Annotated in this window: 18 protein-coding genes; 5 read left to right on the top strand and 13 right to left on the bottom strand. The window is 69.1% G+C overall.

Features of this window, described 5'->3' with window-relative positions:
• Positions 1 to 71: 71 nt before the first annotated feature.
• Together ACQEVY_RS09500 and ACQEVY_RS09495 are read right to left on the bottom strand one after the other, a co-directional pair.
• Positions 72 to 404: a hypothetical protein gene (locus ACQEVY_RS09500; RefSeq protein WP_432946791.1), complete on the bottom strand. Its 333-nt coding sequence runs from the start codon at positions 402 to 404 to the stop codon at positions 72 to 74.
• Positions 401 to 1,153 (bottom strand): PIG-L deacetylase family protein, encoded by a 753-nt coding sequence (locus ACQEVY_RS09495; RefSeq protein WP_432946789.1) that lies wholly within the window; start codon positions 1,151 to 1,153, stop codon positions 401 to 403. Before ACQEVY_RS09495 ends, ACQEVY_RS09500 begins: the two co-directional genes overlap by 4 nt.
• Before the next feature lie 134 nt (positions 1,154 to 1,287).
• Here ACQEVY_RS09495 and ACQEVY_RS09490 point away from each other — a divergent pair, with 134 nt between their 5' ends.
• The gene (locus ACQEVY_RS09490; protein WP_432946785.1) at positions 1,288 to 1,971 is read left to right on the top strand and encodes a 4-carboxy-4-hydroxy-2-oxoadipate aldolase/oxaloacetate decarboxylase; all 684 of its coding nucleotides are present in this window, start codon (positions 1,288 to 1,290) and stop codon (positions 1,969 to 1,971) included.
• Positions 1,972 to 2,068: 97 nt separating this feature from the next.
• Here the strand turns inward: ACQEVY_RS09490 and ACQEVY_RS09485 are convergent, their stop codons facing one another.
• Complete coding sequence (locus ACQEVY_RS09485; RefSeq protein ID WP_432946783.1) at positions 2,069 to 3,715, bottom strand: AMP-binding protein; 1,647 nt, start codon at positions 3,713 to 3,715, stop codon at positions 2,069 to 2,071.
• A gap of 225 nt (positions 3,716 to 3,940) precedes the next feature.
• Between ACQEVY_RS09485 and ACQEVY_RS09480 the strand changes: the two genes are divergently transcribed.
• Together ACQEVY_RS09480 and ACQEVY_RS09475 are read left to right on the top strand one after the other, a co-directional pair.
• Entirely contained in the window at positions 3,941 to 5,638 is a 1,698-nt protein-coding gene (locus ACQEVY_RS09480) for an ATP-binding protein (protein ID WP_432946781.1), read from the top strand.
• On the top strand, positions 5,626 to 6,273 hold the full coding sequence (locus ACQEVY_RS09475) for a response regulator (RefSeq protein ID WP_432955138.1): 648 nt from the start codon (positions 5,626 to 5,628) through the stop codon (positions 6,271 to 6,273). The genes ACQEVY_RS09480 and ACQEVY_RS09475 overlap by 13 nt, the downstream gene beginning before the upstream one ends.
• Positions 6,274 to 6,310: 37 nt before the next feature.
• Here the strand turns inward: ACQEVY_RS09475 and ACQEVY_RS09470 are convergent, their stop codons facing one another.
• Entirely contained in the window at positions 6,311 to 7,024 is a 714-nt protein-coding gene (locus ACQEVY_RS09470) for a FadR/GntR family transcriptional regulator (RefSeq protein ID WP_432946779.1), read from the bottom strand.
• Positions 7,025 to 7,149: 125 nt separating this feature from the next.
• Here ACQEVY_RS09470 and ACQEVY_RS09465 point away from each other — a divergent pair, with 125 nt between their 5' ends.
• Entirely contained in the window at positions 7,150 to 9,378 is a 2,229-nt protein-coding gene (locus ACQEVY_RS09465) for an alpha-L-fucosidase (protein WP_432946777.1), read from the top strand.
• Between the two features lie 56 nt (positions 9,379 to 9,434).
• Here the strand turns inward: ACQEVY_RS09465 and ACQEVY_RS09460 are convergent, their stop codons facing one another.
• From ACQEVY_RS09460 to ACQEVY_RS09450, 3 genes are all read right to left on the bottom strand, one after another.
• On the bottom strand, positions 9,435 to 9,887 hold the full coding sequence (locus tag ACQEVY_RS09460) for a flavodoxin family protein (protein ID WP_432946775.1): 453 nt from the start codon (positions 9,885 to 9,887) through the stop codon (positions 9,435 to 9,437).
• A 55-nt stretch (positions 9,888 to 9,942) separates the two neighbouring features.
• Positions 9,943 to 11,145, bottom strand: a complete 1,203-nt coding sequence (locus ACQEVY_RS09455) for a M20 family metallopeptidase (protein ID WP_432946773.1) — start codon at positions 11,143 to 11,145, stop codon at positions 9,943 to 9,945.
• Between the two features lie 80 nt (positions 11,146 to 11,225).
• Positions 11,226 to 12,785: an AbgT family transporter gene (locus tag ACQEVY_RS09450; protein WP_432946771.1), complete on the bottom strand. Its 1,560-nt coding sequence runs from the start codon at positions 12,783 to 12,785 to the stop codon at positions 11,226 to 11,228.
• A 125-nt stretch (positions 12,786 to 12,910) separates the two neighbouring features.
• On the opposite strand from ACQEVY_RS09450, the gene ACQEVY_RS09445 reads away from it, so the two are divergent.
• A complete protein-coding gene (locus ACQEVY_RS09445) occupies positions 12,911 to 13,936 on the top strand; it encodes an AsnC family transcriptional regulator (protein WP_432946769.1) in 1,026 nt (341 codons plus the stop codon).
• 432 nt (positions 13,937 to 14,368) lie between these two features.
• Here the strand turns inward: ACQEVY_RS09445 and ACQEVY_RS09440 are convergent, their stop codons facing one another.
• The 6 genes from ACQEVY_RS09440 to ACQEVY_RS09415 form a co-directional block, all read right to left on the bottom strand.
• On the bottom strand, positions 14,369 to 17,251 hold the full coding sequence (locus tag ACQEVY_RS09440; RefSeq protein WP_432946767.1) for a glycosyl hydrolase family 95 catalytic domain-containing protein: 2,883 nt from the start codon (positions 17,249 to 17,251) through the stop codon (positions 14,369 to 14,371).
• A gap of 177 nt (positions 17,252 to 17,428) precedes the next feature.
• On the bottom strand, positions 17,429 to 18,931 hold the full coding sequence (locus tag ACQEVY_RS09435; RefSeq protein ID WP_432946765.1) for an RICIN domain-containing protein: 1,503 nt from the start codon (positions 18,929 to 18,931) through the stop codon (positions 17,429 to 17,431).
• 70 nt (positions 18,932 to 19,001) lie between these two features.
• Entirely contained in the window at positions 19,002 to 20,537 is a 1,536-nt protein-coding gene (locus tag ACQEVY_RS09430) for an alpha-N-arabinofuranosidase (RefSeq protein ID WP_432946763.1), read from the bottom strand.
• Positions 20,538 to 20,603: 66 nt separating this feature from the next.
• Entirely contained in the window at positions 20,604 to 21,476 is an 873-nt protein-coding gene (locus ACQEVY_RS09425) for a carbohydrate ABC transporter permease (protein WP_432946761.1), read from the bottom strand.
• On the bottom strand, positions 21,476 to 22,456 hold the full coding sequence (locus ACQEVY_RS09420; protein WP_432946759.1) for a carbohydrate ABC transporter permease: 981 nt from the start codon (positions 22,454 to 22,456) through the stop codon (positions 21,476 to 21,478). The genes ACQEVY_RS09425 and ACQEVY_RS09420 overlap by 1 nt, the downstream gene beginning before the upstream one ends.
• 15 nt (positions 22,457 to 22,471) lie before the next feature.
• On the bottom strand, positions 22,472 to 23,743 hold the full coding sequence (locus ACQEVY_RS09415) for an ABC transporter substrate-binding protein (RefSeq protein ID WP_432946757.1): 1,272 nt from the start codon (positions 23,741 to 23,743) through the stop codon (positions 22,472 to 22,474).
• Between the last annotated feature and the right edge of the window lie 91 nt (positions 23,744 to 23,834).

The raw sequence follows: 23,834 nt of genomic DNA, 5'->3' as shown, positions 1-23,834 counted from the left end.
GACCGGGGAACGCCCAGGTCATCGCGCGAATGACCGGACCGGGGCGGCGCAAGGTCGTGGCTCGGACTACGTCATCCGTCGTGCGTGCGCGGCGTCCCGTTGTCCCCGTCGGGCCGCGGCGGTGCCTGGTCGAGGTGGATCCGGACCTGGCGGTCGTCCTCGTTCCAGAGGGCTTCCACCACGGCATGCAGCCGCTGGGCGTCGATGCGCCACATCGGCGGGCCGTAGCGGTCGTCGCGCGTGATGCCGTCCTGGGGGACGGCGTCGGCCAGTAGTGCCCGGCGATCGGAGCTACGGGCCGTTTCGCCGGCCTCGTCCGCGAACTCCACGTAGAGGGACGTGTCGCGGAAGGGCACCCAGATGTGCGTGGCCGTACGGGCGTCCGTCTCGCTGCGCGTCGTCATGCCAGTACGCCCGTCGTCTGCGGGTAGAGCCGTACGTACGCCTCGCCCATGGTCGTGTGGGGGAGGCCGAGGTTCGGGCCGGCGTTGCGCTTCAGCTGGACGCCGCGGCGCTTGGCGAGGTCCGTGTAGTAGTCCCACATGTGCTGCTGTGCGGCCAGGCACTCCATGGCCTTGCGCTTCTTGTCGAAGACCGGGGTGATGTCGAGCAGGACGTTCGGCTTGAAGTCGCACTGTTCCGGCTGGTGCGGCTCGAAGAAGAACACCGGGGGAGCGCCGAGGGGTTCACCGGGGGCGTCGTAGCCGATCGCCTGGGCGAGTACGCGGGCCTGGAGTGCCATGCGGGCGGCGGCCGGGTGGTCGCCGTTGTAGGGGTCGGCGAGGGTGTGGGTGAGGACCACGGCGGGGTTCACCTCCCGGTACACGCGGACGATGCGGTCCACCAACTCCGGGGTTTCCAGGAGCGGGTAGTCCCCGGCGTCCAGGAACTCGATCTCCGCTCCCAACGCGGCCGCGGCGTTCGAGGCCTCCGTGCGGCGCAGCTCCTTGATCTCGTTGAGCTGGAGGCCGTCGCGCCAGGCGCGGGCGGACTCGCCGCGCTCGCCGAAGCTGAGGCAGAGCACTTTGGCGCGCTGACCGCGTTCGGCGGCCAGGGCTATGGCGCCGCCGGCCCGCCAGACGAAGTCGCCCGCGTGGGCGCTGATCACCAGCAGCGCTCCTTCGGACGGGGTGGAGGTGGTGTCGAGTGGCATGGGGGCTCCTTGGAATCAAGCGGTGGGAAGGAGGTTGACTCGTCAGCTTCGAGCTTATCGCTGACGTTTTTGTTGACAATAGCGTTGACTTCGAGAATTCTCGTGACATCAGACCTGAGCACCGCGGAGGAGACATGCCCCGACGTCATGTCGTCGTCAGGAACATCGACCGGCCCGCCGCCGAGGTCGTCGCCCGGCTCGCCGCGGCGGGGGTGTCCACGGTCCACGAGGCCATCGGCCGCCGTGGCTTCGCGGGGACTGGTCTGCGGCCCAACCAGCGGGATGTGCGTATCGCGGGCCCGGCGGTGACGGTCAGCTCCCACCCGGGGGACAACCTGATGATCCACGCCGCCGTCGAGGTCTGCCGCCCCGGCGACGTCCTCGTGGTGACCACCACCTCGCCGTCCACGGACGGCATGTTCGGCGAACTGCTCGCGACCTCCCTCGCCGCCCGGGGCGTCATCGGCCTGGTCACGGGGGCCGGTGTGCGCGACACCGCCGAGCTGCGGGAGATGGGCTTCCATGTCTGGTCGCGGGCCGTGTCCGCCCAGGGCACGGTGAAGGCGTCCCCGGGTTCGGTCAACGTCCCCGTGACGCTGGGCGGCGTGTCCGTCAACCCCGGTGACGTCGTGATCGCAGACGACGACGGCGTGGTCGTAGTGCCCGTCGCGGAGGCGGAGGAGGCTGCGGACCTCGCGGAGAAACGGCTCGCCAAGGAAGCCACCACCCGCGAGGTCCTGCGCTCCGGAACCCTGGGCGTCGACTACTACGGACTGCGCGCCAAACTCGCCGAGTTGGGCGTCACCTATCAGGACTGACCGCGTCCGATCCTCGTGACGAGGCGGCAGGCGCGTACGGAAGCCAAGGTCACCAAGGTCACCGCGGCCGCCGTTCAGCACGTCTCGCACGCGGCCGTCACGACCCGTCACCCGCGCCCGCGCCGGCGTCCTGGGCGGTCTTCCTGGCCCAGGCGATCTCGAGCTTGCCGGTCGGGGTGCGCGGCAGGGTCTCCGTCAGGACGACGGAACGCGGCACCTTGTAGCCGGCGAGGCTGCGCCGTACCCAGTCGCGGAGTTCATCGGCGGTGACCGTCGCGCCCGGCGGGACGGCCACGACGGCCGCCACCCGTTCTCCCCAGGTCTCGTCGGGGATGCCCACGACGACGCAGTCGGTCACCGCGGGGTGCTCCAGCAGGACGTTCTCCACCTCCTGGGGGTGCACCTTCTCGCCACCGGTGTTGATCACCCCCGAGCCGCGGCCGAGGAAGCGGATCGCACCGTCAGCCTCGATCTGCGCGAGATCGCCGGGGATCGCGTACCGGACCCCGTCGATCGTGCGGAACGTCGTCGCACTCTTCTCCGTGTCCTTGTAGTAGCCGAGCGGCATCGGGCCGCAGTAGGCGAGAAGCCCGGCCTCCTCGCTGCCGGGTTCGACGAAGCGGTCGTCGGGGCCGATCACCCGCGTCGCCGGTACGGGGAAGAAGCGCGCCGGCAGATCTCGTACGGACGAGGTGATCGCGAAGGCGAACGGGCCCCCTTCGCTCGACGCGATGGCGTCGATGACCGTGACCTCGGCGCGTTCGTGCAGCGCCTGCTTGAGCGGGTCGCTGAGCGCGGTGCCGGAGCTGATGATCCTGCGTACGGAGCTCAAGTCGTGTGCTGCTCCCGCCTGTTCCGCGCGGACGAGTTCGTCGACGAGCGGCCGGCATACGGCGTTGCCCGCGATGATGACCGTGTCGGCCCGCTGCTCGGCGATCGTGTGCCAGACGTGCTCCGAGTCGAGCCCGCCCTGCCGTGCGGTGACCGCCCGGCCGCCGACCATCAGGGCGCCCATGGTGTTGAAAAGCCCGGTGGCGTGCATCAGCGGCACCACGGGCATCGTCGTCGGGGCGCTGCCCTCGCCGTGTGCCTTGACCGCGATGGCCACGGCCTCGTCGACGGTCGCCGGGAGCTCGGTGACGCCCAGCGGGTGGAAGATCGGGACCACGAGGGAGTGCAGCAGATCACTCTGCCGCCACACGACGCCCTTCGGCTTGCCCGTGGTGCCGCCGGTGTACATGAAGAGCCGGTCCGATCCGGGACGCGGCTGCGGCTCGCGCGGTGCGTGGGCCGCCAGCAGGTCCTCCAGTTCGGGCACGGCGGGTCCGGTGGGGCCGTCGGCGGGTGGCTCGCCTGCCCTGACCAGCAACTTCAGCGTGGGCACATGCTGCGCGGCGTGTACGACCCGGTCGGCCAGGGTGCCGCTGAAGACGAGGGCCGCCGCGTCGGCGTCGGTGAGGAGTTCGGAGAGTTCCTCGCCGGTGTAGCGGTAGTTGGCGTTGACCGGCACGGCGCCGAGCTTGAAGGCGGCGAAGACCGCCTCCAGGTAGGCGGCGCCGTTGTACAGGTAGCAGGCCACGGTGTCGCCCTCACGCACCCCGGCCACCTCCAGTGCGGCGGCCAGCCGTGCCGCGCGCTCGTCGAACTCCCGGTAGGTGGTCTCACGACCGGGTTCCGCGATGGCGACGGCGTCGGGCAGGGCACGGGAGACCGCCTCCCAGATCGTGCCGATGGACACGTCCATCCTCAGACCTCCTCGTCCTCGGGGGCTCGGGCGGACCTCGGGGGTGCCCTCCTCAACGTATGCGGGTGTCGTCCGTGCGGGAACGCGAGCAATGACGCGACCGGCTCGGCGCTTCGACCCGGCGGTGAACAGGTCGAATGACGTAGGCCCGGCCCGAATCCGCCGGGCTACCCTCGGAGCGGGCTTCGTCGCTCGTCGACGATGACGAGGGTGAGGAGATCGCTCATGCCCGGTACGCCGCTCGTGGGCTGGGACGACATCGCGGCCGTCGCGCCGGACGGCCTCGCCGTACTGGACTGCGTGGGCCGCTTCGTCCGACTGAACCCGGCGGCGGTCGCGCTGTGCGGCGCGCGGGAGGAGGCCGAACTGCTCGGCGCGCCCGCCCCGTTCGCGCTCGCGGAGGGTGAGGGCGCCTGCTGGGTGGGGCCGCTGAACGAGCAGTCGGAGGGCCACGCTCAGGACCACTCGGACGAGCCGCCGGAGGGTCGGTCCGACGAGCAGGTCGCCCACTGGGAGTCCCCCTCCGGAGCCCGGCGCGAGTTCGCCTACCGGGCCCGTACGCTGGCGTCCGACCCGACGTTCACCGTCGTGTCGTTCCGCGATGTGACCGACGAATCGCACCGGCAGCGCAGGCTCGTGGCGATCGCCCAGACGTCGATCGCACTGGCCACGGAGGGCTCGCTCGGCTCGACCCTGGACGCCGTGGCCCAGCAGATCGTGCAGGCCGACGGACTGGCCGGCGCGCAGATCCTCACCCTGGACAGCACCGGCCGTGAACTGCGGCTGATGGGCTCCGCGGGGCTGCGGCACTGGGATGCCTTCCTCGACCGGCTGCTTGAGTGCCGCGACCGGGGCGCCCGGCTCTGCATGCTCGACACCCTCAAGGAACGTAAACCCATCGTCGTCCCCCACCGCTGGGCCCAGATCCGCGAGGACCCGGCCTGGGAACCCCTGCACGCCTACCTCGGCGAGCTGAACTGGGACTCTTTCGTCAGCGTTCCGCTGATGGCGCGCGGCCGTCCCGAAGGCGTACTGAACGCGTACTTCGCGCCGGGCCAGGAGATCGGCAGCCGCACGCTGGAGTTCCTTTCCGCCATGGCGGAACAGGCCGCCCTCGCCGTCGACTACGCCACGCTGCTGCAGAGCGAACGCGAAGGGGCCCGCCGCAACGAGCGCCAGCGTCTCGCCCGCGACCTGCACGATTCGATCGTCCAGCAGGTGTTCTCCATCGGCATGCAGGCCAACGCTGTCGGCGTGCTCGGCACCCGCGGCGGGCCGGTCCCGGCCGAGTCCGTCCAGAAGTTCGCGGACGAGGTCGGAGCCCTCTCCCGGACTGTGCTGGCCGACCTGCGCGCGATGGTGCACGAACTGCGCCCGCCCTCCTCCGCCCGGCTCGGCCTCGAGGACGCGGTGAGCGCGCTCGTGAAGAGCACCGAGCACCGTACGGGCCTTGCCATCCGGCTCCTGTGCGAACAGGAACTGGACGTGATCGAGCCGGAGTTGGCCGAGGACATGTACCGGATCGTCGCCGAGGCCATCCACAACGCGGTCAAGCACGCGGAGGCCACCACCGTCACCATCCGCCTCGGCGTCCGCGACCACACACTGACCGCGAGCGTCCGCGACGACGGGCACGGAATCGCGGAATCCGCCGGGCGAGGAGACGCCGCCCCGGAGGGGAAGGCCGGCCGGACGGCCCGCCATCACGGCTACGGACTGACGACCATGCGGGAGAGGGCGGAACGATGGGGCGGCACCATGAGGATCAGGTCCGGCGCGAAGAGCGGTACGACCGTGCGCGCCGTCATTCCGCTTCCCGTACGGGTGCCGGAGTCGCCCCTCGCGGACCCGGAGAGCTCCCGGAGCGCTCAGCAGGCGGTTCCGCTCCGGGAGACGGCGAAGCCCGCCCGATCCGGGTCCTGATCGTCGACGACCATGCCGTCGTACGCCGCGGAATCCGCGCGTATCTCGAGGTCCTGGACGATATGGAGGTGGCCGCGGAGGCCGGCGACGGGCAGGAGGCGCTGACCCGCCTTGACGCGATGGCCGCGCACCGGGAACTGCCGGACGTGGTGCTGATCGACCTGCTCATGCCGAGGATGGACGGGGCGACGGCGATCGGCGTGATCAAGAACCGCCATCCCGACGTACGGGTCGTGGTGCTCACCAGCTTCGGCGAGATGGAACGCGTCCACGCGGCCCTCGCGCAGGGCGCCGCCGGCTACCTGCTCAAGGACGCCGAGGCGGGCGAGGTGGTCGCCGCGATCCGCGCCGCCGCACGGGGTGAGGTCTTCCTGGACCCCGAGGTGGCCAGGGGACTCACCCAGGAGATCGTCTCCCCGCCGACCGGGCTCGCCGCGCTCACCGTCCGGGAACGCGACGTCCTCGTCCTGGTCGCGGAGGGCCGCTCGAACCAGCAGATCGCCGACGAGCTGGTCATCAGCGAACGCACCGCCCGCACCCACGTCAGCAACGTCCTGCGCAAACTCCGGCTCACGTCACGGACGCAGGCCGCGCTGTTCGCCGTACGGCAGGGGCTGGTGCCGCCGCGGGCGTGAGCGCCGTACGACGTTCACGCCCGGGCCTGTGCGGAGTTCACGCCTGGGCCGGTGTGGGTTCCGCCGGGTCGTCGACGTGTTCTCGAAGCCACTGCTCGGTGTTGCTGACGTGCAGCAGCGCGGCGGCCTGGCTGAGCGCTGCGTCGCGGCGGGACAGGGCCGTGAAGATCGCCTCGTGTTCCGCGAGGGTCCGCCCCGCGGCCCGGTCGTCGACCAGGCCGCGCCAGATACGAGCCCGGAGGGTGCGGCTCGAGACGGCCTCCAGGAGCGTGACCAGCGGTTCGTTGCCCGTGGCGGCGACGACGGCGCGGTGGAACGCCGCGTCGTGCGCGTTGAGTCGCTCGACGTCGTCGCGGGCGTCCCGCATGGCGTCCAGGTGCTGCTTCACCTCGGCCAGGCCCTCCTCTGAGATCCGGGTCGCGGCCAGCCCGGTGGCGGTGGGTTCGAGCAGCCGCCTGACCTCCATCAGGTCAAGGAGGGCGCCCGAGTCGCTCTGGAGCAGGTCCACCGCACCGCCGAGACCCTCCAGCAGCAGACTCGGCTGCAGGCTGGTCACGTACGTGCCGTCGCCCCGTCTGATCTCCAGCACCCGGGCGACGGCCAGCGCCTTGACGGCCTCCCGCGCCAGGTTCCGGGACAGCCCCAACTGGGCGGCCAAGTCCTGTTCCGGAGGCAGCTTGGACCCCGGGGGCAGCGCGCCCGAGCGGATCAGCTCACGGAGCTGATCGATGGCCTTGTCGGTCAGAGACATGTGATGTCTCCCCTTGATAAGTAGGGCAGTTAAGGAACAATACGGTCAATTTGCCTGCTCAGCAGGCACATTCATCCCTTCACACCCGTTGACAGTAACCAGTGACATGCCTGACGTTCGTTCGTATGTCGCATTCGATCAGCAGGCGCAGACTACTGGCCGGCACCACGGCCGTCGTGGCGGCCACCGTGGCCACCAACGTGTTAGCGGCCGGGGGTGCCGCGGCCGCTCCGAGAACCTACGAACCCACCTGGGACTCTGTGAACCGACACCCCGCCGCCCCCGAGTGGTTCCGGGACGCCAAGTTCGGCATCTACTTCCACTGGGGCGTGTTCAGCGTGCCCGCGTACGACAACGAGTGGTACCCGCGCAACATGTACCAGAGCGGCCAGAAAGCGAACCGGCATCACATCGCCACGTACGGCAGCCCGCCCGCGTGGCCGTACCACAACTTCGTCAACGGGGCGGACGACCTGGCGGGCAACCACAAGGAGTTCGCGCCCAAGCTCAAGTCCGAGGGCGGCAACTTCGACCCCGACGAGTGGGCCCAGCTGTTCGTCGAAGCCGGCGCCAAGTACGCCGGTCCTGTCGCCGAGCACCACGACGGCTACTCGATGTGGGACAGCCAGGTCAACGAGTGGAACTCCGTGCGCAAGGGCCCGCGCCTTGACCTGCTGAAGCTGTTCACCGACGCCATCCGCGCCAGGAAGCTGAAGCTGCTGGTGGCGATGCACCACGCGTACAACTTCACCGGCTTCTACGAGCACGCGCCCGCCCAGTCGGACCCGAGCCTGAAGAAGTTCTACGGGCAGCTGAGTCCCGAACAGGAGAACCAGCTCTGGTACGACAAACTCAAGGAGGTCGTCGACCGGGCCAGACCGGACATCCTGTGGCAGGACTTCAACCTGACCGAGGTCGACGAGCGGCAGCGGCTGAACTTCCTGGCGTACTACTTCAACCAGGCCGACAAGTGGGGCAAGGAAGTCGTCGCCACCTACAAGGACGGCTTCAACAACCACGGCCAGGTCTTCGACTTCGAGCGAGGCGGCCCGGCCGACCTCACCGCGCCGTACTGGCTGACCGACGACAGCATCTCCAGCTCCAGCTGGTGCTACACCGAGGGCATCGGCTACTACACGCTGGCGCAGATGCTGCACTCGTTCATCGACCGGGTCAGCAAGAACGGCAACATGCTGCTCAACATCGCGCCGCAGGCCGACGGCACCATCCCGCAGGGCCAGCGCGATCTCCTGCTCGGCATCGGCGACTACCTCAAGCGCTTCGGCGAGTCGATCTACGGCACCCGGGCCTGGACCGCGTACGGCGAGGGCCCGACGAAGATGGGCGGCGGCTCCTTCACCAAGCCCACGGCCGGCACCGCGCGGGACATCCGCTTCACCCGCGACAAGGCGGGCACCGTCCTGTACGCCACGGTCCTTGGCTGGCCCGGCAGTTCGCTGACGATCAGCACGCTCAGCTCCGACCGGATCGACCTGGACTCGCTGTCCTCGGTGCAACTGCTCGACTCGACGGCAGGCAAGTACATCGACCTCCCCACCCCGGCCCAGGACGCGACCGGCCTGAAGGTGACCCTTCCGCCGACGGCACCCTTCCAAGCCCCCGCGTACGTCCTGAAGCTCCGCTTCTCCGGCCGGATCCCCGTACTTCAGCCCCTCACGGGCGCCCTGCTCTTCAAGGACGCCGGCTACCGCGGCGCCACCGCCGTACTCGCCCTCGGCAGCCACACCGCCGAACAACTGACCCTCGCCGGAATGCCGCCGCGCACCCTCTCCTCACTGAGGCTCGCTCCCGGCTACCGGGTCATCGGCTACTCCCGCGACGACTTCACCGGCGCCTCGTGGACCTTCACCGCGGACAGCACCGACATCCGCAAGAAGATCACCTCGCTGAAGGTGATCCTCAACCCGTCGGCCTCGTTCAGGATCACCAACGTCACCAACAACCTGGCCCTGGACAGCGGCGGCGACGTCCCCGGCGGCTCCGACCTCAAGCAGCGCACCTGGGACGGCGACGCCGACCTGCAGTGGCACGCGATCGACCTCGGCAACGGCTACTACAAGCTGGAGAACCGCACCAACGGCATGGTCGCCGACGGCTGGGGCGCCACCGCCAACGGCGCCACCGTCCGCCAACAGGACTGGAACGGCCACACCAACCAGCAGTGGCAGCTCACCCACCGCGGCGACGGCCGCTACTCCATCGCCAACCGCACCACGGGCCTCGTCCTCGACAGCGGCGGCAACGTGCCCTCCGGCTCCGCCGCCAAGCAGTGGAAGCAGGGTGACGGCGAGGGCACCAGCACCAACCTGCTCTGGACGCTCACCGTCGCTTGAACCATGGACCCGTGAGGGGCAACAGCAGCAACCAGCCCTGTGGTCATTCCATCAAGTCAGTCCATCAACCCTGCCGCGACCGTCGCGCCAAGCTCCCAGCACGCCTCGATGTCGGCCTTGCCCGGCTCACCGGTGACGGTGACCGGCTCGGCCGCGCGGCGCCAGCCGAGGCCCGTCGTGATCGACTCGATCCCGCGCAGGGCCCCGGTCACGTCGCTTCCGCCATGCACGTAGAAGCCGAAGGGACGCCCTCGTGTCGTGTCCAGGCATGGGTAATAGACCTGGTCGAAGAAATGCTTGAGGGCGCCGGACATATAGCCGAGGTTGGCCGGAGTGCCGAGCAGATACCCGTCCGCGGCCAGTACGTCCGACGCCGTCGCGGCCAGCGCGGCGAGCCGTACGACCCGTACGCCCTCGATCTCCGGGTCCGTCGCACCGGACACGACGGCTTCGAACATCGACTGGCAGTTCGGCGAGGGCGTGTGATGCACGATCAGCAAGGTGGTCACGTCCCGAACCGTAACGCCGGTCGGACGGCGGCGTCGTGCACCCCGGCTCAGCCCCTCAGCCCTTCGGCGGCTCCGCCAGTCGCCCCAACAGCCCCGCGACCAGGGCCGTCTGCGTGGGCACCGTGTCGAGGTAGACGAACTCACCCTGGGCATGGGCCCCGTCCCCGACCGCGCCCATCCCGCACAGCACCGGCAACCCGAGCGCGGCAACGAAGTTGGCGTCGCTCGCACCGCCGACCGCGGCGTCGGGCAAGCCGTCGCGGCCCTGCTCGCGGGCGACTTCGCGGGCGAGGTCGAGGAGAGGGGCGGAGGCGGCGTTGAGGTTCATCGGCGGCCGGTTCCAGGCGTGGTCGATGTCGATGCGTACGCGGGGGTCGCTGACCTTGATGGCGTCGAACTCGGCGTCCACACGGTCCTGTTCGGCCTTGCTGCTGACCCGGATGTCGATCGCGGCGGTGGCCTGTCCGGCGACGACGTTCGTACCGGAACCGCCCTTGACGAGGCCGGTGTTGACCGTTGTCCCCCTCGCGGGGTCGGCGACGGCCGCGGCGGCGACCACGAACTCGGACAGCGCGGTGATCGCGCTCGCCCCGTCCTGAGGCGCGAGCCCGGCATGCGCCTCGACGCCGGTGGCCGTGACCCGGAAGATCCCGGAACCCTTACGGGTGGTCTTGACCGCGCCATGGGCGGTCGGCTCCAGCACCAGCGTGACGTCGGCCTTCTGCGCGACCTCCTCGATCACCGGCCGCGAGGACAGCGAGCCGATCTCCTCGTCGCCGTTGAAGAGGAAGGTGACGGTGGGCACGCGTACGCCGCTCTCCCGGGCCAGCTTCAGGGCCCAAATCCCTTGGGCCAGACCGGTCTTCATGTCGAAGATGCCGGGCCCGCTGAGCTTGTCCCGACCGTCCTCGGACACCTCCGGCGGCTCCCATCCGGCGAGCGTGCCGGTCGGCCACACGGTGTCGTAGTGCCCGACGAGCGCCACGTGTCCGGTACCGGTGCCGGTGTAGGTCAGCGTGAGCGTGTCCCCGAACTCGCCGCCGGGGTGGCGCTGTTCGTGGTCGGGCCGGCCGAGCCGGTGGACGGCCACCTCGCGCAGGAGGTCGAGGCCCGCGGCGAGGCCGGACAGGTCGTAACTGCTGGTCTCATGGCGGACGAGGGTCAGGATGTCCGTGACGATCTCCGGTGCGAACTCCTGGGCGCGGGCGGTGAGTTCGAGGGCAGCGGGCGATGCGGGTGACGCGGGTGATGCACTCATGGTCTGCTCTGTCTGCTTTCTCGTATTTCTCGTACGAAGTACGAAGGTGGGGGGTGGCGTTTCCTGGCAGAAGGGCGAGGTCAGCTGATGCCGAAGGGGATGCCCAGCAGGTACCAGGCCACGAAGAACGCGATCCAGACGACCCAGACGACGGCGGCGATCGGGATCGTGAAGGAGGCCAGGGTGCCGATGCCGGCGGACTTGCGGTACTGCTGGATGAAGCCCAGCGCCATCACGAAGTACGGGCTCATCGGGGTGACGCAGTTGGTGACCGAGTCGGCGACGCGGTAGACGGCCTGGGTGGTCTCGGGGTCGATGCCGATGAGCATCAGCATGGGTACGAGGACGGGGGCGGCCAGTGCCCACAGCGCGGAGCCGCTGGTGATGACGAGGTTCATGAACGTGATCAGCACGGCGATGCCGACGAGCACGGTCCATCCGCTCATGTCCAGGTCACGCAGCACTTCCGCGCCCTTGACGGCGAGGATGTTGCCGATGTTCGTCCACTTGAAGTAGGCGAGGAACTGGGAGATCGCGAAGAACAGGACGAGGATCGGCGCCATCGAGCGGGTGCCTTCGGCCATCGCGGCGATGATGTCGCGGGAGGAGGAGAAGGTACCGGTCATCCGGCCGTAGACGGTGCCGAGCACGGCGAAGAACAGGCCCAGGACGAGTGCCATCCCGCCGATGAGCACGGAGTCGACGATGCCGCCGTGCTCGCCGCGCAGCGGTGAGGATGCGGGGATCATGGCCACCACCAGGAACACGATGAAGCCGAGCGCGACCAGCCCGGTCACCCGCAGCGCACGGCGCTGCTGCGGGGTGACCTCGATCGCCTCCAGCTCGTCGGCGTTCAACGCGGAGACCGGCTCGTCGGGCTCCAGGTCCGTACGGCGGGCGAGGACCTTGTCGACGACGAGTGTGATCACCAGGGCCACGAGGACCGACGAGCCGAGCCCGAAGAAGTAGTTGGCCACCGGGGTGACGACGTAGTCGGCGTCGATGGTGTGGGCGGCGGCGGTGGAGATCCCCGACAGCAGTACGTCGGTGGTGGTGAGCGAGGGGGAGGCGTCGTAGCCGGCGGAGATCGAGACGTAGGCGACGATGCAGCCGAGCACCGGACTGCGGCCCGCCGCACGGAAGATGAGCGCGCCGAGCGGGATGAGGGTGACGTAGGCGGCGTCGCCTGCGACATGGCTGACCATGGCCGTCATCGACAGCGCGAAGGTGAGGTACTTGCCCGGCACCCGCGCGACCATGCGGCGCAGCAGGGCGGAGAACAGTCCGCTCTTCTCGGCGACGGCGATGCCGAACATCACCGTGAGGATGGTGGCCAGCGGCGGGAAGGCCGCGAAGTTGTCGACGGCCCCCTCGACCGCCATGGTCAGGCCGTCCCTGCTGAGCAGGTTCTCCACCTTGATGGTCTCGTCCGTGCCGGGGTGCACGGCGCTGACGTCGACCGCCGCCAGTACGGCGCTGAGGACGGCGACGACCCCCGCGAGGATCCAGAACAGCCAGAAGGGATTGGGGAGTTTGTTGCCGACCTTCTCGATCGCGGCGAACCCGCGGAACGCGGCTCGCAGGGCTCTCGACTGTGGCTCGGTCGGCTGAGGCTGAGGTTGAGCGGAGGTGGCACTCATCGGTACACCTTCGTACATTCGAGGGATGTTCCTGCGAACAATGACATCAGAGTGAGAGATTCTCCAGTACCTGGATGTAACAGTGGGATTAACCGGCAAGGTTCGGCGGTCTAAGGTGGGACACCATGAGCCGCCCTCTCCTCGACGATCTCGACCGTCGCCTCATCGGAGCGCTGCACCCGGCACCCCGCGCCACCTGGGACGACATCGGCGGAATCCTCTCCGCCGACCCCAGCACGCTCAAACGCCGTTACGACCGGCTGTACGAGGCCCGGATGATCCGCGTGATCGGACAGGCCGACTGGGGCATGCACTCCACGGCGATGCCGGTCCACGTCTTCCTGGACATCTCCGGCGAGACTCCGCTCGCCGTCCTCCGCCGGCTCCAGGACATGCCCCACCTCCAGCTCCTGGCACAGATCTCCGGCGACCACCCCCTCTACGCCGTCGTCCACGCCCCCTCGGAGGCGGCCACCAGCGAGGCGATCGACCGGATGTTCTCCGTCCCCGGCGTACGCCGCGTCAAAGCGCTGCCCGCCCTCAGCACCCATCGCCGGGGCCACACCTGGGACCCCCAGTTCCTCACCGACGCCGAACGCGCCGACCTGCTCGAACTCGCCGGCGGCCGCCCCGAGGGCACCGCGACCGCGACACCCCCCGCCAAGCCGCTCAGCGAGGCCGAACGCACCGTCGTCACCCAGCTGATGCAGGACAGCCGCGCATCCGCCGCGAGCATCGCCCGAGCCGCGGGCCTGGCCACCTCCACCGCGCACCGCGTCGTCCGCCGGGTCCTCGACGAGGGATGGGTCAAGCCACGCCTGGAGATCGTCTCGGAATGGCTCGGCTTCCAGACCCCGTTCATGCTCCGCCTGCGGGTCGCCCCTGGCGAGACCCCCGACGTCATGCGCCGTATCGACCGGCTCCCGCAGACCCGCCTCGCCGCACACGTAGCCAGCGACATGTCCGTACTCGCCACCGGCCTGGTCACCGACCGCTCCGCCGTGGCGCACTTCATCGACCACGAGCTGGCCAAGATCCCCGGCATCCTCGCCGTCAGCGTCGACGTCATGCTCGTGGAGCCGCGCCGCTACTGGCTGGACCGGGACTTGGAGTCGGGTCTGGGGGAGTTCCACGCACCGACGCTGCTGTGAGGTGCGGGCGTGAGGTCCGCGTCCTGCCGCCAGGCTGGGGGCTGCGCCCCCAGCCCCGCCGGGGGTGGTGGGTAACACTGCGTGTCGCGGCTGCGGGTTCGTTGTGGTTGCTCGCGCAGTTCCCCGCGCCCCTGGGTTGTCGCCGGTACGGTAGGCGGCGATGGATCGGCGTCGGTCAACTCGCCGTCCACGACGGTGACTTCGTCGTGGACGCGCAGGCACTCAGGGCGCCGAGATCGTCGTACTGACGCAGCGGCAGCCGCCCGGCCGTCCACTCACCCGAGGGGATCTGCATGGGCAGTGGGGGACGGTCGTACGGAGGATGCGCTTCGTCGCCGACGAGGGTGTCCGCAACACATGGCGAGGCGCAGCTATAGCCGGATCATGTCCGGCTATCGCTGCGCCTCGGCCAGCCGCTGCCGCACCGTTCCGTCACAGGGCGTCGAGACTCCACTGCTGGTTGGTGCCGGTACCGGCGGGCCACTGGATGACGCGGGCGTTGTCGGTCGTGGAGCCGTCCGCGACCTCCGCGCACCAGCCGTTGCGGACGTTGACGAGCCGGTAGTGGCCGTCGCCCGCGTCGACGAGCCTCCAGCGCTGGTTGTCGCTGCCCGCGTCCTGCCACTGGACGAGCTGGGCGCCTTGGGCGGAGCCGCCGGGGCTGTCGAGGACCTTGCCGCTGTGGCGGGCGGCGAGGCGGAAGGAGCCGTCGGCGTTGGGCAGGAACCGCCACTGCTGGCTGGTGGCACCCGCCGAGGTCGACTGGACGATCTTCGCGCCGTTGGCCGTGTCGGCGCCGGAGACGTTCAGGGCCTTGCCGCTGCGCCGGTTGACCAGCCGGAACCAGCCGCTCAGCAGCGAGACGGTGATGTTCGTGCGCTGCCCGGCGGCCAGCGTGACCTTGCGTGCGTGGGTGCCCAGGGGCGAGGAAGCCACGGTCGCCGACGTGGTCACCGATGTCATGCCGCGGCGGCTGATCAGGGTGACGTCCTGGTTGACGGCCGAGGTGACGGACAGGGTGGCGGTACGGGCGGACAAGTCCCAGCTGAAGGTGTGGACTCGGATGCGGCCGCGTGCCCGTACGCCGGTGAGGGAGCCCTTGGCCAGCTGGTCGGGGAGGGCGGGGAGGATCTCCAGGACGCCGGGGCGGGAGTAGATCAGGGCCTCGGCGAGTACACCGGGGAAGGCGTTGGCGGCGTCGGCGTTGTAGATGTCGAGGTTCGGGTTGTGGGAGGTCATCAGCGACTTGAAGACCATGTTGTTGCCGATGATCTTCTTCAGGTTGTCGTAGACCTTGCCGCCGTCCTTGAGCCGGGCGCCGGCCAGGGCGCGGTGGAGGCTGCCGTGGGCGGAGATGTTCTGGTCGCCGCGCTTGTCGAGGGCCTTGAGCGCCGGGCGGACGAGGGAAGGCTCGTCCTCGGGGTTGATCTCGTGCAGCGGCCAGGCGCCGTACAGGTGCTGGATGTGGCGGTGGTTGTAGCGGTCCGTCAGGCTCGGCCAGGACCACTCGGCGAGCGCGCCGTCACCGTTGACACGGTAGTCGGGGATCTTCTTCAGCAGGGCGGTCCAGCGGGCGACTCCCTGGCCGCCGCCCTGTTCGACGCCGAGGGTGTTGGCCGCGTCGATGGCGGCCTGCAGGGCGTGCTTGCCGGCCATGATGTCGCCGGTGGCGTTGATCGACAGGCACACGCCGGTGTTGCCGGGGGAGTTCTCCATGGAGAAGGACGGCACGAAGACCGCCTTGCCGCCCGAGTCGGTGCGGGTGAGGAAGTCCTCGTAGAACAGGGCGAGTTCCATCAGGGCGGGACCGAGCTTGTCGCGCAGGAAGGCCTGGTCGCCGGTGACCTCGTAGTACTCGACGAGCGGGTAGAGCAGCCAGTCGGCGCCGCCGGTCCAGGTGTGGCCCGGGAAGTTGCCGTTGTTGAAGTGGAGCATGTGGCCGTGCTCGCCGTCCATGCGGGACGGGGCGAGGAAGCCGCGGGCTCCGTAGAGGTTCTTGGCGTTGGTGCGCCAGTCGTCGAGCTGGCCGAGGATCAGGTCGAAGTAGCCCTCCATGGCCTCGGTCGTGTCGAGGATGTTGCCGCCCGCGACCTGGAGGTTGACGTTGGCGTCGGTGGTGAAGTCGTCGGCCCAGGCGCCGTTCCAGGAGCCTGTCCAGATGCCGGTGAGCCGGGGCGGCAGGACGCCGCTGGAGCTGATGAAGAAGTAGCGGCCGGAGTCGTAGAGGCGCTCCAGCAGGGCGAGGTCGATGACGCTGCGGTTCGCGTTCTGGCGGGTTATCAGCTCGCTGACGGAGAGCTTGCGGTCGGCGGCGGAGACGTTCAGGTCGAGGCGGGAGCGGTCGTAGAGCTCGGTGTGGAGGGCGGTGTGCGCGGAGCGCAGCCTCGTGTAGTCGGTGCCGAGCGCGGCCAACCGGGCGTGCAGCGGCTCCGAGTTCCAGTCCGTGGCGGAGTCGTAGCGGTCCAGCTTGGTCAGCAGGATCACCCTGGCCGCCTTCGCTACCACGATGGTGGAGCCGCGGACGCTGACGGAGGCCCCCGATCCCGTGGCGACGACCCGGGTGACTCCCTCGTAGCCGAAGGCGCCCTGCCCGGACGGGTAGGTGCCGCGCAGGTTCAGGTAGCCCGATCCGTCCTTCGTGGTGGCACGCGTGGTGAAACCGACGCTGCTCGGCACCCCGTCGAGCGCGGTGTTGACGCTCAGGGTGGTGTCGACCGTGCGGCCGGGCGCGGGGACCAGCTCCTGGACGATCACGTTGTCGGCGCGGGAGACGAAGGCCCTGCGGGTCCAGGTGCCGTACTGGTCGGTCCAGCTGGAGCTGACCTCGCCAGTGCGGAAGTCGTTGACCCGGCCGTAGTTGTTGACCGTGGTCATGCCCGGGGTGGCGATGTGCAGTTCGTACGCGGGGTGGTAGGTCTGCGTCCAGCGCAGCGACCACCCGGAGGCGAAGTCCCTGTTGGCGCCCGAGTAGTCCCCGGCAAGGGCCTTGTCGCGTACGCCTTCCAAGCGGCCGGAGATCACGGGTGGCTTCGTGGTGTGGGTGCCGTTCGGCAGCACCAGTCGGTGGTAGTTGAAGACCACCTTCTCCAGCGTGGCCGCTCCGTGGAGGGTGGCGCCGTACTCGCCGTTGCCGGTGAGGAAGCCGTCGGTCCAGGAGGAGGCGGGGGAGGTGTCGTAGATGCCGCGGTCGGGGACGGTGATCTGCGGCGGGACGGCCGCGGCCTTTCCCGAGAGGAAACCGCCGGGGAGGGCGGCCGCTCCGGCGGTCAGTGCGGCGGCGGTCAGGAAGCGTCTGCGGTCGATGGAGCGGTCCATTGCGCAAACTCCTTTGTCTGCTGAGAGCTGTGGGGGGTGCGGGAGTTGGGATGGTGTGGGGAGTCATGGGCAGGCGGGGCGGAACAGCGTCCTGGTCCGCACCGGCCCGTGAGGTGATCCCCCGCATGGGGCGTGCCCCGGCGGCCCGCTCGATGGCAGGGCGGCCGGGGCACGCGGTCAGGAGAGGGTCCAGGTCTGGCTGCTGGGGCTCGCGCTGCCGCCGAGCTCCTGGTCAACCGCCGCTCCTCGGGTGGTCGAGCCCGCGACGCCGATGTGCAGGCCGCTGCCGATGCCGACCAGCATGTAGTTGCTGCCTGTGGTGGTGCCGGTCAGGTCGAGGGCGAACTGCTGATTCGTCCCGCCGTTGCAGGGCCACTGGTGCAACTGGACGCCGGCGGTGGTCGACTTGTCCGGGACGTCCAGGCACAGGCCGCTCTTGACGCTCCTGAGCGTGAAGATGTTGTCCGCCACCCGCTTGAGGGTCCACTGCTGATTCGTACTGCCGTTGGACGTCCACTGGATGATCTTGGCGCCGTTTGCCGTGGACCCGCTGGAGACGTCCATCATCATCGAGCTGTTGACGTTCTTCAGCGTGTGGACCCCTTCCGACGGGAGCCCGCTGTCGGCCTTCCACGTGCCCGCGTCCACGTCGAGGGACCAGGTCGGGTACTGACCGAGGTTCACCGTGGTGCCCCGGATGGTCAGCGGCAGCCAGATCAGTTTCGACTCGCCCAGGTTGGAGGTGTCCCAGCGGTCACCGGCGTAGATGTACGTGGTGCCCGCGGTGCCCTGGACGGTGATGATGTTCGCCGTCTGGCTGCCATAGGTGTTGGTGCCGGGAGCCGCGAAGTTCCGGAACGCCGACCATGGCCCGCTCAGTGACGTGGCGGTGGCGTAGACGTTGTCGTTCAGCCTCCAGCCCGTCAGGCGGGACCCGAGGACGTAGTACCTGCCGTCCTTCTTGATCATGGCGGGCGACTCGACGTTGCCGCTGCCGGTGCTGCCCAGGACCGCCACCGCGCTGTCGACGGAGAGGTAGTCGGCGGAGAGCTTGTAGATGCGCAGGCCGGCGTTGCGGTCCTCGCTCATCAGGTAGGCGGTGCCGTCGGTTTCCTGGAACAGGCCGATGTCCCGGCTGAGGTTGCCCTCCGGCCGGAAGCTGCCCCGGTAGGTGTACGGGCCGCACGGCGTGCTGCTCGTGGCCACACCGACCTTGGCCTCGGCGTAGTTGGGGCTGTCGATGTGCATGTACATCACGTACGTGCTGGTCGACTTGTTGTAGATGACCTTCGGCCGCTCCACGATGCGGCTGGGGCCCAGGTCACCGCTGGCCTGCCGACTCACGGCCTGACGCTCGAATTTCCAGTTCGCCAGGTCGGTCGAGGAGTAGCAGCTGACGTTCTGGAACGACGTGTCCGTCGAGTTCCTGCCGGTCTTGTCCTCGCCGAAGCCGTACCAGGTGTCGCCGACCTTGACGATGCCGAGGCCGTGCAACTGCAGGGTGTTGCCGTTCTGGTCGGTTCGTTTGGCGCCCGTCGTGAAGGTCACCGTGTCCGCTTGTGCCTGCGTGGCGGGTACCAGCAGGGCTGCGAGGCCGCCGAGCAGGGTCAGGAACGCGACGAGGGTGGTCCGCCATCGGGGGCGCGGTATCGGTGTGCGGTGCGATGTGGTGTCGGGCATGGTCTCACCTCTCCGTTGAGGTCCGGGGATTGTGCGGGTTGTGGGTCGAGCGGTGGGATCGTGGGGCCGCTCAGGGGGCGAGCGGGATGGTGATGGTGTTCCAGGACATCGGCGGCAGCAGGGCGCTCAGCCGTCCGCCGTCCGTGACGGTGCCGGTCACCGGCTTCGGCGTCACGCGGTCCTGGTGCTGGAGCGTGTTGGCCGCGTGGCGGTCGGGGTCGGCCAGGGCGGTGTGCGTCACCTGCCCGGCCACCGGGCTGAACGCCCGCAGGTCGACGGTGAGTTCGAGCGGCCTCGTGGTGTCCCGGTTGACGGCGAAGACGGTGAGCGTCCCGTCCTCCTGCTGGACGGCGGTCGCGTGCAGCAGGGGCACCTCGCCGTGGCGGGCGGTGTCGTGGACGGGGCTGTCCAGGGCGAGCCGGAGCACCTGGCCGCGGCCGTGGTGGGCCGCGTCGGCGAAGGGGTAGAAGATGGTCTGCCGCCAGGCCGGGCCGCCGGGCTCGGTCATGATGGGGGCGATGACGTTCACCAGCTGGGCGAGGCAGGCCGCGGTGACGCGGTCGCAGTGGCGCAGCAGGGTGATCAGCAGGCTGCCGGCCACGACGGCGTCGGTGACGGTGTAGACGTCCTCGAGCTGGCGCGGGGCCACGCTCCAGTCCGGGGTGTCGGTGTTGTTGACCGGCCGGCTCTGGTACCAGACGTTCCACTCGTCGAAGGAGAGGTTGATCCGCTTGCCGGAGTGGCGCTTGGCCCCGATGTGGTCGGCGGTGGCGACCACCCCGTCGATGAAGGCCTCCATGTCGGCGGCCGAGGCGAGGAAGCTGTCGACGTCGCCGTCGCTCTCCTCGTAGTAGGCGTGGCAGGAGATGAAGTCGACGAGGTCGTACGTGTGCTCCAGGACCGTCGCCTCCCAGGCGCCGAAGGTCGGCATGGAGCGGTTGGAGCTTCCGCAGGCGACCAGTTCCAGACCGGGGTCGACATCGCGCATGGCCTTGGCGGTGACGGCGGCGAGGCGGCCGTATTCGTCGGCGCTCTTGTGGCCGAGCTGCCAGGGGCCGTCCATCTCGTTGCCCAGGCACCACAGCCGGATGCCGTGCGGCTTGTCCACGCCGTGCGAGCGGCGCAGCTCGGAGAAGGCCGTGCCGTCAGGATGGTTGGTGTACTCCAGCAGGTCGAGTGCCTCCTGGAGGCCGCGGGTGCCGAGGTTGACGGCCTGCATCGGCTCGACGTCGGCCTTGGCCGCGAAGCGCATGAACTCGTTCAGCCCGAACCGGTTCGTCTCGACGGTCCGCCAGGCGCCGTCGAGTCGGCGGGGCCGCTGCTCCACCGGGCCGACTCCGTCTTCCCAGCGGTAACCGGAGACGAAGTTGCCCCCGGGGTAGCGGACCATGGTGACGCCCAGTTCGCGGATCAGGGCCAGGACGTCGGTGCGCAGTCCGTCCTCGTCGGCGCTCGGGTGGTCCGGTTCGAAGACGCCGGTGTAGACGCAGCGGCCGAGGTGCTCGACGAAGGATCCGAACAGCCGCGGATTCACCTCGCCGACGGTGAAGTTGGGGTCCAGATGTATGGCCCCTGCGAGCGGCGGGTGGCTGGCGGCGTTGGGCATGGGTCACTCCGGGATGGATCGGTGCGAGGAGGGGGCGTTCTGTACGGTCGCCGGGCTGGGCAGCGGTCAGCCCTTGATGCCGGTGTGCGCGACGCCTTCGACCAGGTATCGCTGCAGGAAGAGGAAGACGAGCATCAGCGGCAGGATGGACACGGTGGCGGCGAGGAACAGCTCGTGGATGTTGATGGTCTGCGCGGTGGTGAAGGTCGACAGGGCCACCTGCACCGTCCAGCTGGACTGGTCCTGGCCGATGACCAGCGGCCACAGGAAGGCGTTCCAGTTGGTGATGAAGGTGATCACCGCGATCGCCGAGAAGAAGCCACGGGAGTTGGGGACGACGATCCGCCAGTACGTGCCCCAGCTGCCGAGACCGTCGATCCGGGCGGCCTCCTCCAGTTCCTTGGGGAAGCCGAGGAAGTACTGCCGGAAGAGGAAGGCGGTGAAGCCGCTGAACAGGCCGGGCACGATCAGACCTTGCAGGCTGGAGACCCAGCCCAGTGACGACACGAGGACGAAGCTGGGCACGAAGGTGACCGCGCTGGGGATCATGAGGGTGGCCAGCACCGCGTAGAAGATCTTGTTGGCGTGGCGGTACGGGACGCGGGCGAGCGCGTAGCCGGCCAGGGAGCAGAGCAGCAACTGCCCGGCGGTGCCGAGCACCCCGACGACGAGCGAGTTCCACATGCTGCGCGCCATGGGAACCGCGGGGTCGTTGAACAGCTCGGGGATGTTCTCCCAGTGCAGCGTGGTCGGGAAGAACTTCCAGTTCGCCCCGGTGATGTCGGCGTCGGTGGACAGGCTGTTGCGGATCAGCAGGTAGAAGGGGATCAGGAACAGCAGCGCTGCGGCGACGGCGACGGTGTAGACGGCGACGCTGCCGGCCCGTTCGCGCACCGTGCGTGGACGGCGGCGGACAAGGGTGGTGGAGGAGGTGGCCATCAGCGGTCCGCCTTTCCGAAGCCGAAGATCCTGCCCTGCAGCAGCGTGACCATCGTGATGAGTGCCGACAGCACCAGCGCCCCGGCGCTGCCGTGGCCGAAGTCCTGCCCCTGCCCGAGGGCCGTGTAGTAGAGGTAGACCAACGGCGGCCGTGCGTAAGGGGTGTTGGGCAGCAGGTTGTAGAACTCGTCGAACGCCTGGTAGGCCGCGATCAGCATGAGGAGCACCACGGCGACCGAGGTGGTGCGCAGCTGCGGCAGGGTGATGTGCCGGAAGGTCTGCCAGCCGGGCCGGGCGCCGTCCGTCCAGGCCGCTTCGTACAGTTCTTTGGGGATCTGCTGGAGGGCGGCCAGGAAGAGGATCATGTAGAAGCCCAGCTGGAGCCAGAGCCGCAGGGTGACCAGCACCATCCAGTACCAGGGCGGGGAGACGGTGCCGATCCAGGCGATGGGTTCGATCCCGAACCAGCCCAGGACGGTGTTGGCGAGACCGAAGCGCACCCCGTTGAAGATCGACAGCTTCCACACCATCGAGGCCACGACGTAGGAGCACGCGGTGGGTATGAAGAACACCGAGCGGAAGAAGGCACGGGCGACGCGGATGCGGTGGACGAGCAGCGCGAGCGCCAGAGCCAGGACGTAGGTGAGAGGGACGACGATCAGCGCGAAGATCGTGAAGGTCCACAGGCTCTCGGTGAACGGCCCTTCGGTGAGGATGTCCTTGTAGTTGTCCAGGCCGACGAACTTCGTCGGGGTGACCGTGTTCTGGGCCTGGAAGAAGCTCAGGTAGAAGCTCCAGCCGACCGGCACGTAGACGAACAGCAGGAGACCGGCCAGGAAGGGACCCGCGAAGAGCCAGAAGGTGCCGGTGCTGCCTCGCACCCCGTGCCTGTCACGTTTCGCCTTCGCCTTCGCTTTTGCCGTGGGGCCGGGTGGCGCGGTGGCGCCCGGACGGGCGCCACCGGTGGTGGTGGTTGTCATGCCTGTCAGGGCCCCTCAGGCGATCTTCTTGAGTTCGGCCTCGACCCGGGTACGGGCCTTGGCCACCTCGGACTCGGGGTTCTTTCCGCTGACCACGGCGTTGTTCACCATGTCCTGGGAAATCGTCATCATGCCCTGGGTCCAGTACGGGTCGTCGTAGTGCCCCTTGGTCTCGAAGAGCTTCACCGCCTCGGCGGCGGTGCCGCTCTGCAGCTTGGTGGCCTTCGCCGCCAGGCTCTTGCGCGGGGGGATGTGGAAGCCGTAGGAGGTGCACCAGTCCTCCTGGAACTTCGTCTGCTCGATCCACAGCCACTTCACGAACGCCTTGGCCGCGTCGACGTCCTTGGCCTTGGCGCTTACGTAGGTGGACCAGCCGCCGTTGTAGACCACCTGGCGGCCGGCGCTGCCGATGGCGGGCAGGGGGACGATGCCGAAGTCGTCACCCAACGCCTTCTGGATGCCGGGCATCGCCCACAAGCCACACCACTGCATCGCCGTCAGGCCCTGGGTGAACGCCGACGGGTCGAACCAGTCGGTGGGCGCGCCGAGCAGCAGCGTCTTGCTCTTGTACAGCTCGCGCATCTTCTTCAGGCCCTCGACCGTCTCCGGGTTGTCGAAGGCGACCTTGTGGTCGGGGGTCAGCAGTTCACTGCCGGTGGCCCACACCAGCGGGCTGGCCAGGATGTCGCTGCCGCCCTTCAGGCCCAGGTACAGGCCCTTGACCCCGCCCTTGTCGAGCTTGCGGGACGCTTCTATCAGCTCGTCGAAGGTGGTCGGGGGCTCGACGCCCGCCTTCTCCAGCAGGCTCTTGCGGTAGTACAGGAACTGCGGATCGTCGATCATGCGGATGCCGTAGACCTTGCCGTCAACCGAGTTGGCGGCCAGATCCTTCTCCGTGAAGTCGGACTTCACGTCCGCGATGATGTCGTCCAGCGGCACGATCTGCCCGGACTTGGCCATCTGCACGTCGGGGTGGAACTCGAAGACGTCGGGGCCGTTGCTGGAGACCAGGCCGCTGGAGAGCTTTGAGGCGTAGTCACCGGGGATCCACTGCACCGAGACGTTCGCCTTGGTGTACGCCTTCGCGTACCGCAGCGCCGCCTGCTGGGTGCCCGCCTCGCCGTACTGGTGGTACCACTGGCTGATCGCCTTACCGCTGGCGGCGCCGCCGCCGCGACCGGTGTTCCCGGCGCACGCGGCGAGGAATCCCGCCGCCGCCACGGTGCCGGAAGCGCGCAGGAAGGATCTGCGGCCGAACGGTCTGCTGGGGTTCTGCTCAGGGGACATGGCCACCTCTGCTGTGAAGTACGGGCGTGGGACCGGGCCTTGGGGACAGGTCGCGACGGCGGGTGATGACGCTGGGCACGGCTGCGGAAGT

It is taken from the genome of Streptomyces sp. CA-288835 (genome assembly GCF_050936385.1).
Lineage (GTDB): Bacteria > Actinomycetota > Actinomycetes > Streptomycetales > Streptomycetaceae > Streptomyces.
The sequence above is the reverse complement of the archived record's forward strand: the minus strand, read 5'-3'. Positions and strand labels throughout refer to the sequence as shown.

Bases quoted from the DNA above. Each gene is read 5' to 3' on its own strand.
- ACQEVY_RS09500 (WP_432946791.1), bottom strand. From the start codon at position 404: ATGACGACGCGCAGCGAGACGGACGCCCGTACGGCCACGCACATCTGG.
- ACQEVY_RS09495 (WP_432946789.1), bottom strand. From the start codon at position 1,153: ATGCCACTCGACACCACCTCCACCCCGTCCGAAGGAGCGCTGCTGGTG.
- ACQEVY_RS09490 (WP_432946785.1), top strand. From the start codon at position 1,288: ATGCCCCGACGTCATGTCGTCGTCAGGAACATCGACCGGCCCGCCGCC.
- ACQEVY_RS09485 (WP_432946783.1), bottom strand. From the start codon at position 3,715: ATGGACGTGTCCATCGGCACGATCTGGGAGGCGGTCTCCCGTGCCCTG.
- ACQEVY_RS09480 (WP_432946781.1), top strand. From the start codon at position 3,941: ATGCCCGGTACGCCGCTCGTGGGCTGGGACGACATCGCGGCCGTCGCG.
- ACQEVY_RS09470 (WP_432946779.1), bottom strand. From the start codon at position 7,024: ATGTCTCTGACCGACAAGGCCATCGATCAGCTCCGTGAGCTGATCCGC.
- ACQEVY_RS09465 (WP_432946777.1), top strand. From the start codon at position 7,150: ATGTCGCATTCGATCAGCAGGCGCAGACTACTGGCCGGCACCACGGCC.
- ACQEVY_RS09455 (WP_432946773.1), bottom strand. From the start codon at position 11,145: ATGAGTGCATCACCCGCGTCACCCGCATCGCCCGCTGCCCTCGAACTC.
- ACQEVY_RS09450 (WP_432946771.1), bottom strand. From the start codon at position 12,785: ATGAGTGCCACCTCCGCTCAACCTCAGCCTCAGCCGACCGAGCCACAG.
- ACQEVY_RS09445 (WP_432946769.1), top strand. From the start codon at position 12,911: ATGAGCCGCCCTCTCCTCGACGATCTCGACCGTCGCCTCATCGGAGCG.
- ACQEVY_RS09440 (WP_432946767.1), bottom strand. From the start codon at position 17,251: ATGGACCGCTCCATCGACCGCAGACGCTTCCTGACCGCCGCCGCACTG.
- ACQEVY_RS09435 (WP_432946765.1), bottom strand. From the start codon at position 18,931: ATGCCCGACACCACATCGCACCGCACACCGATACCGCGCCCCCGATGG.
- ACQEVY_RS09430 (WP_432946763.1), bottom strand. From the start codon at position 20,537: ATGCCCAACGCCGCCAGCCACCCGCCGCTCGCAGGGGCCATACATCTG.
- ACQEVY_RS09425 (WP_432946761.1), bottom strand. From the start codon at position 21,476: ATGGCCACCTCCTCCACCACCCTTGTCCGCCGCCGTCCACGCACGGTG.
- ACQEVY_RS09420 (WP_432946759.1), bottom strand. From the start codon at position 22,456: ATGACAACCACCACCACCGGTGGCGCCCGTCCGGGCGCCACCGCGCCA.
- ACQEVY_RS09415 (WP_432946757.1), bottom strand. From the start codon at position 23,743: ATGTCCCCTGAGCAGAACCCCAGCAGACCGTTCGGCCGCAGATCCTTC.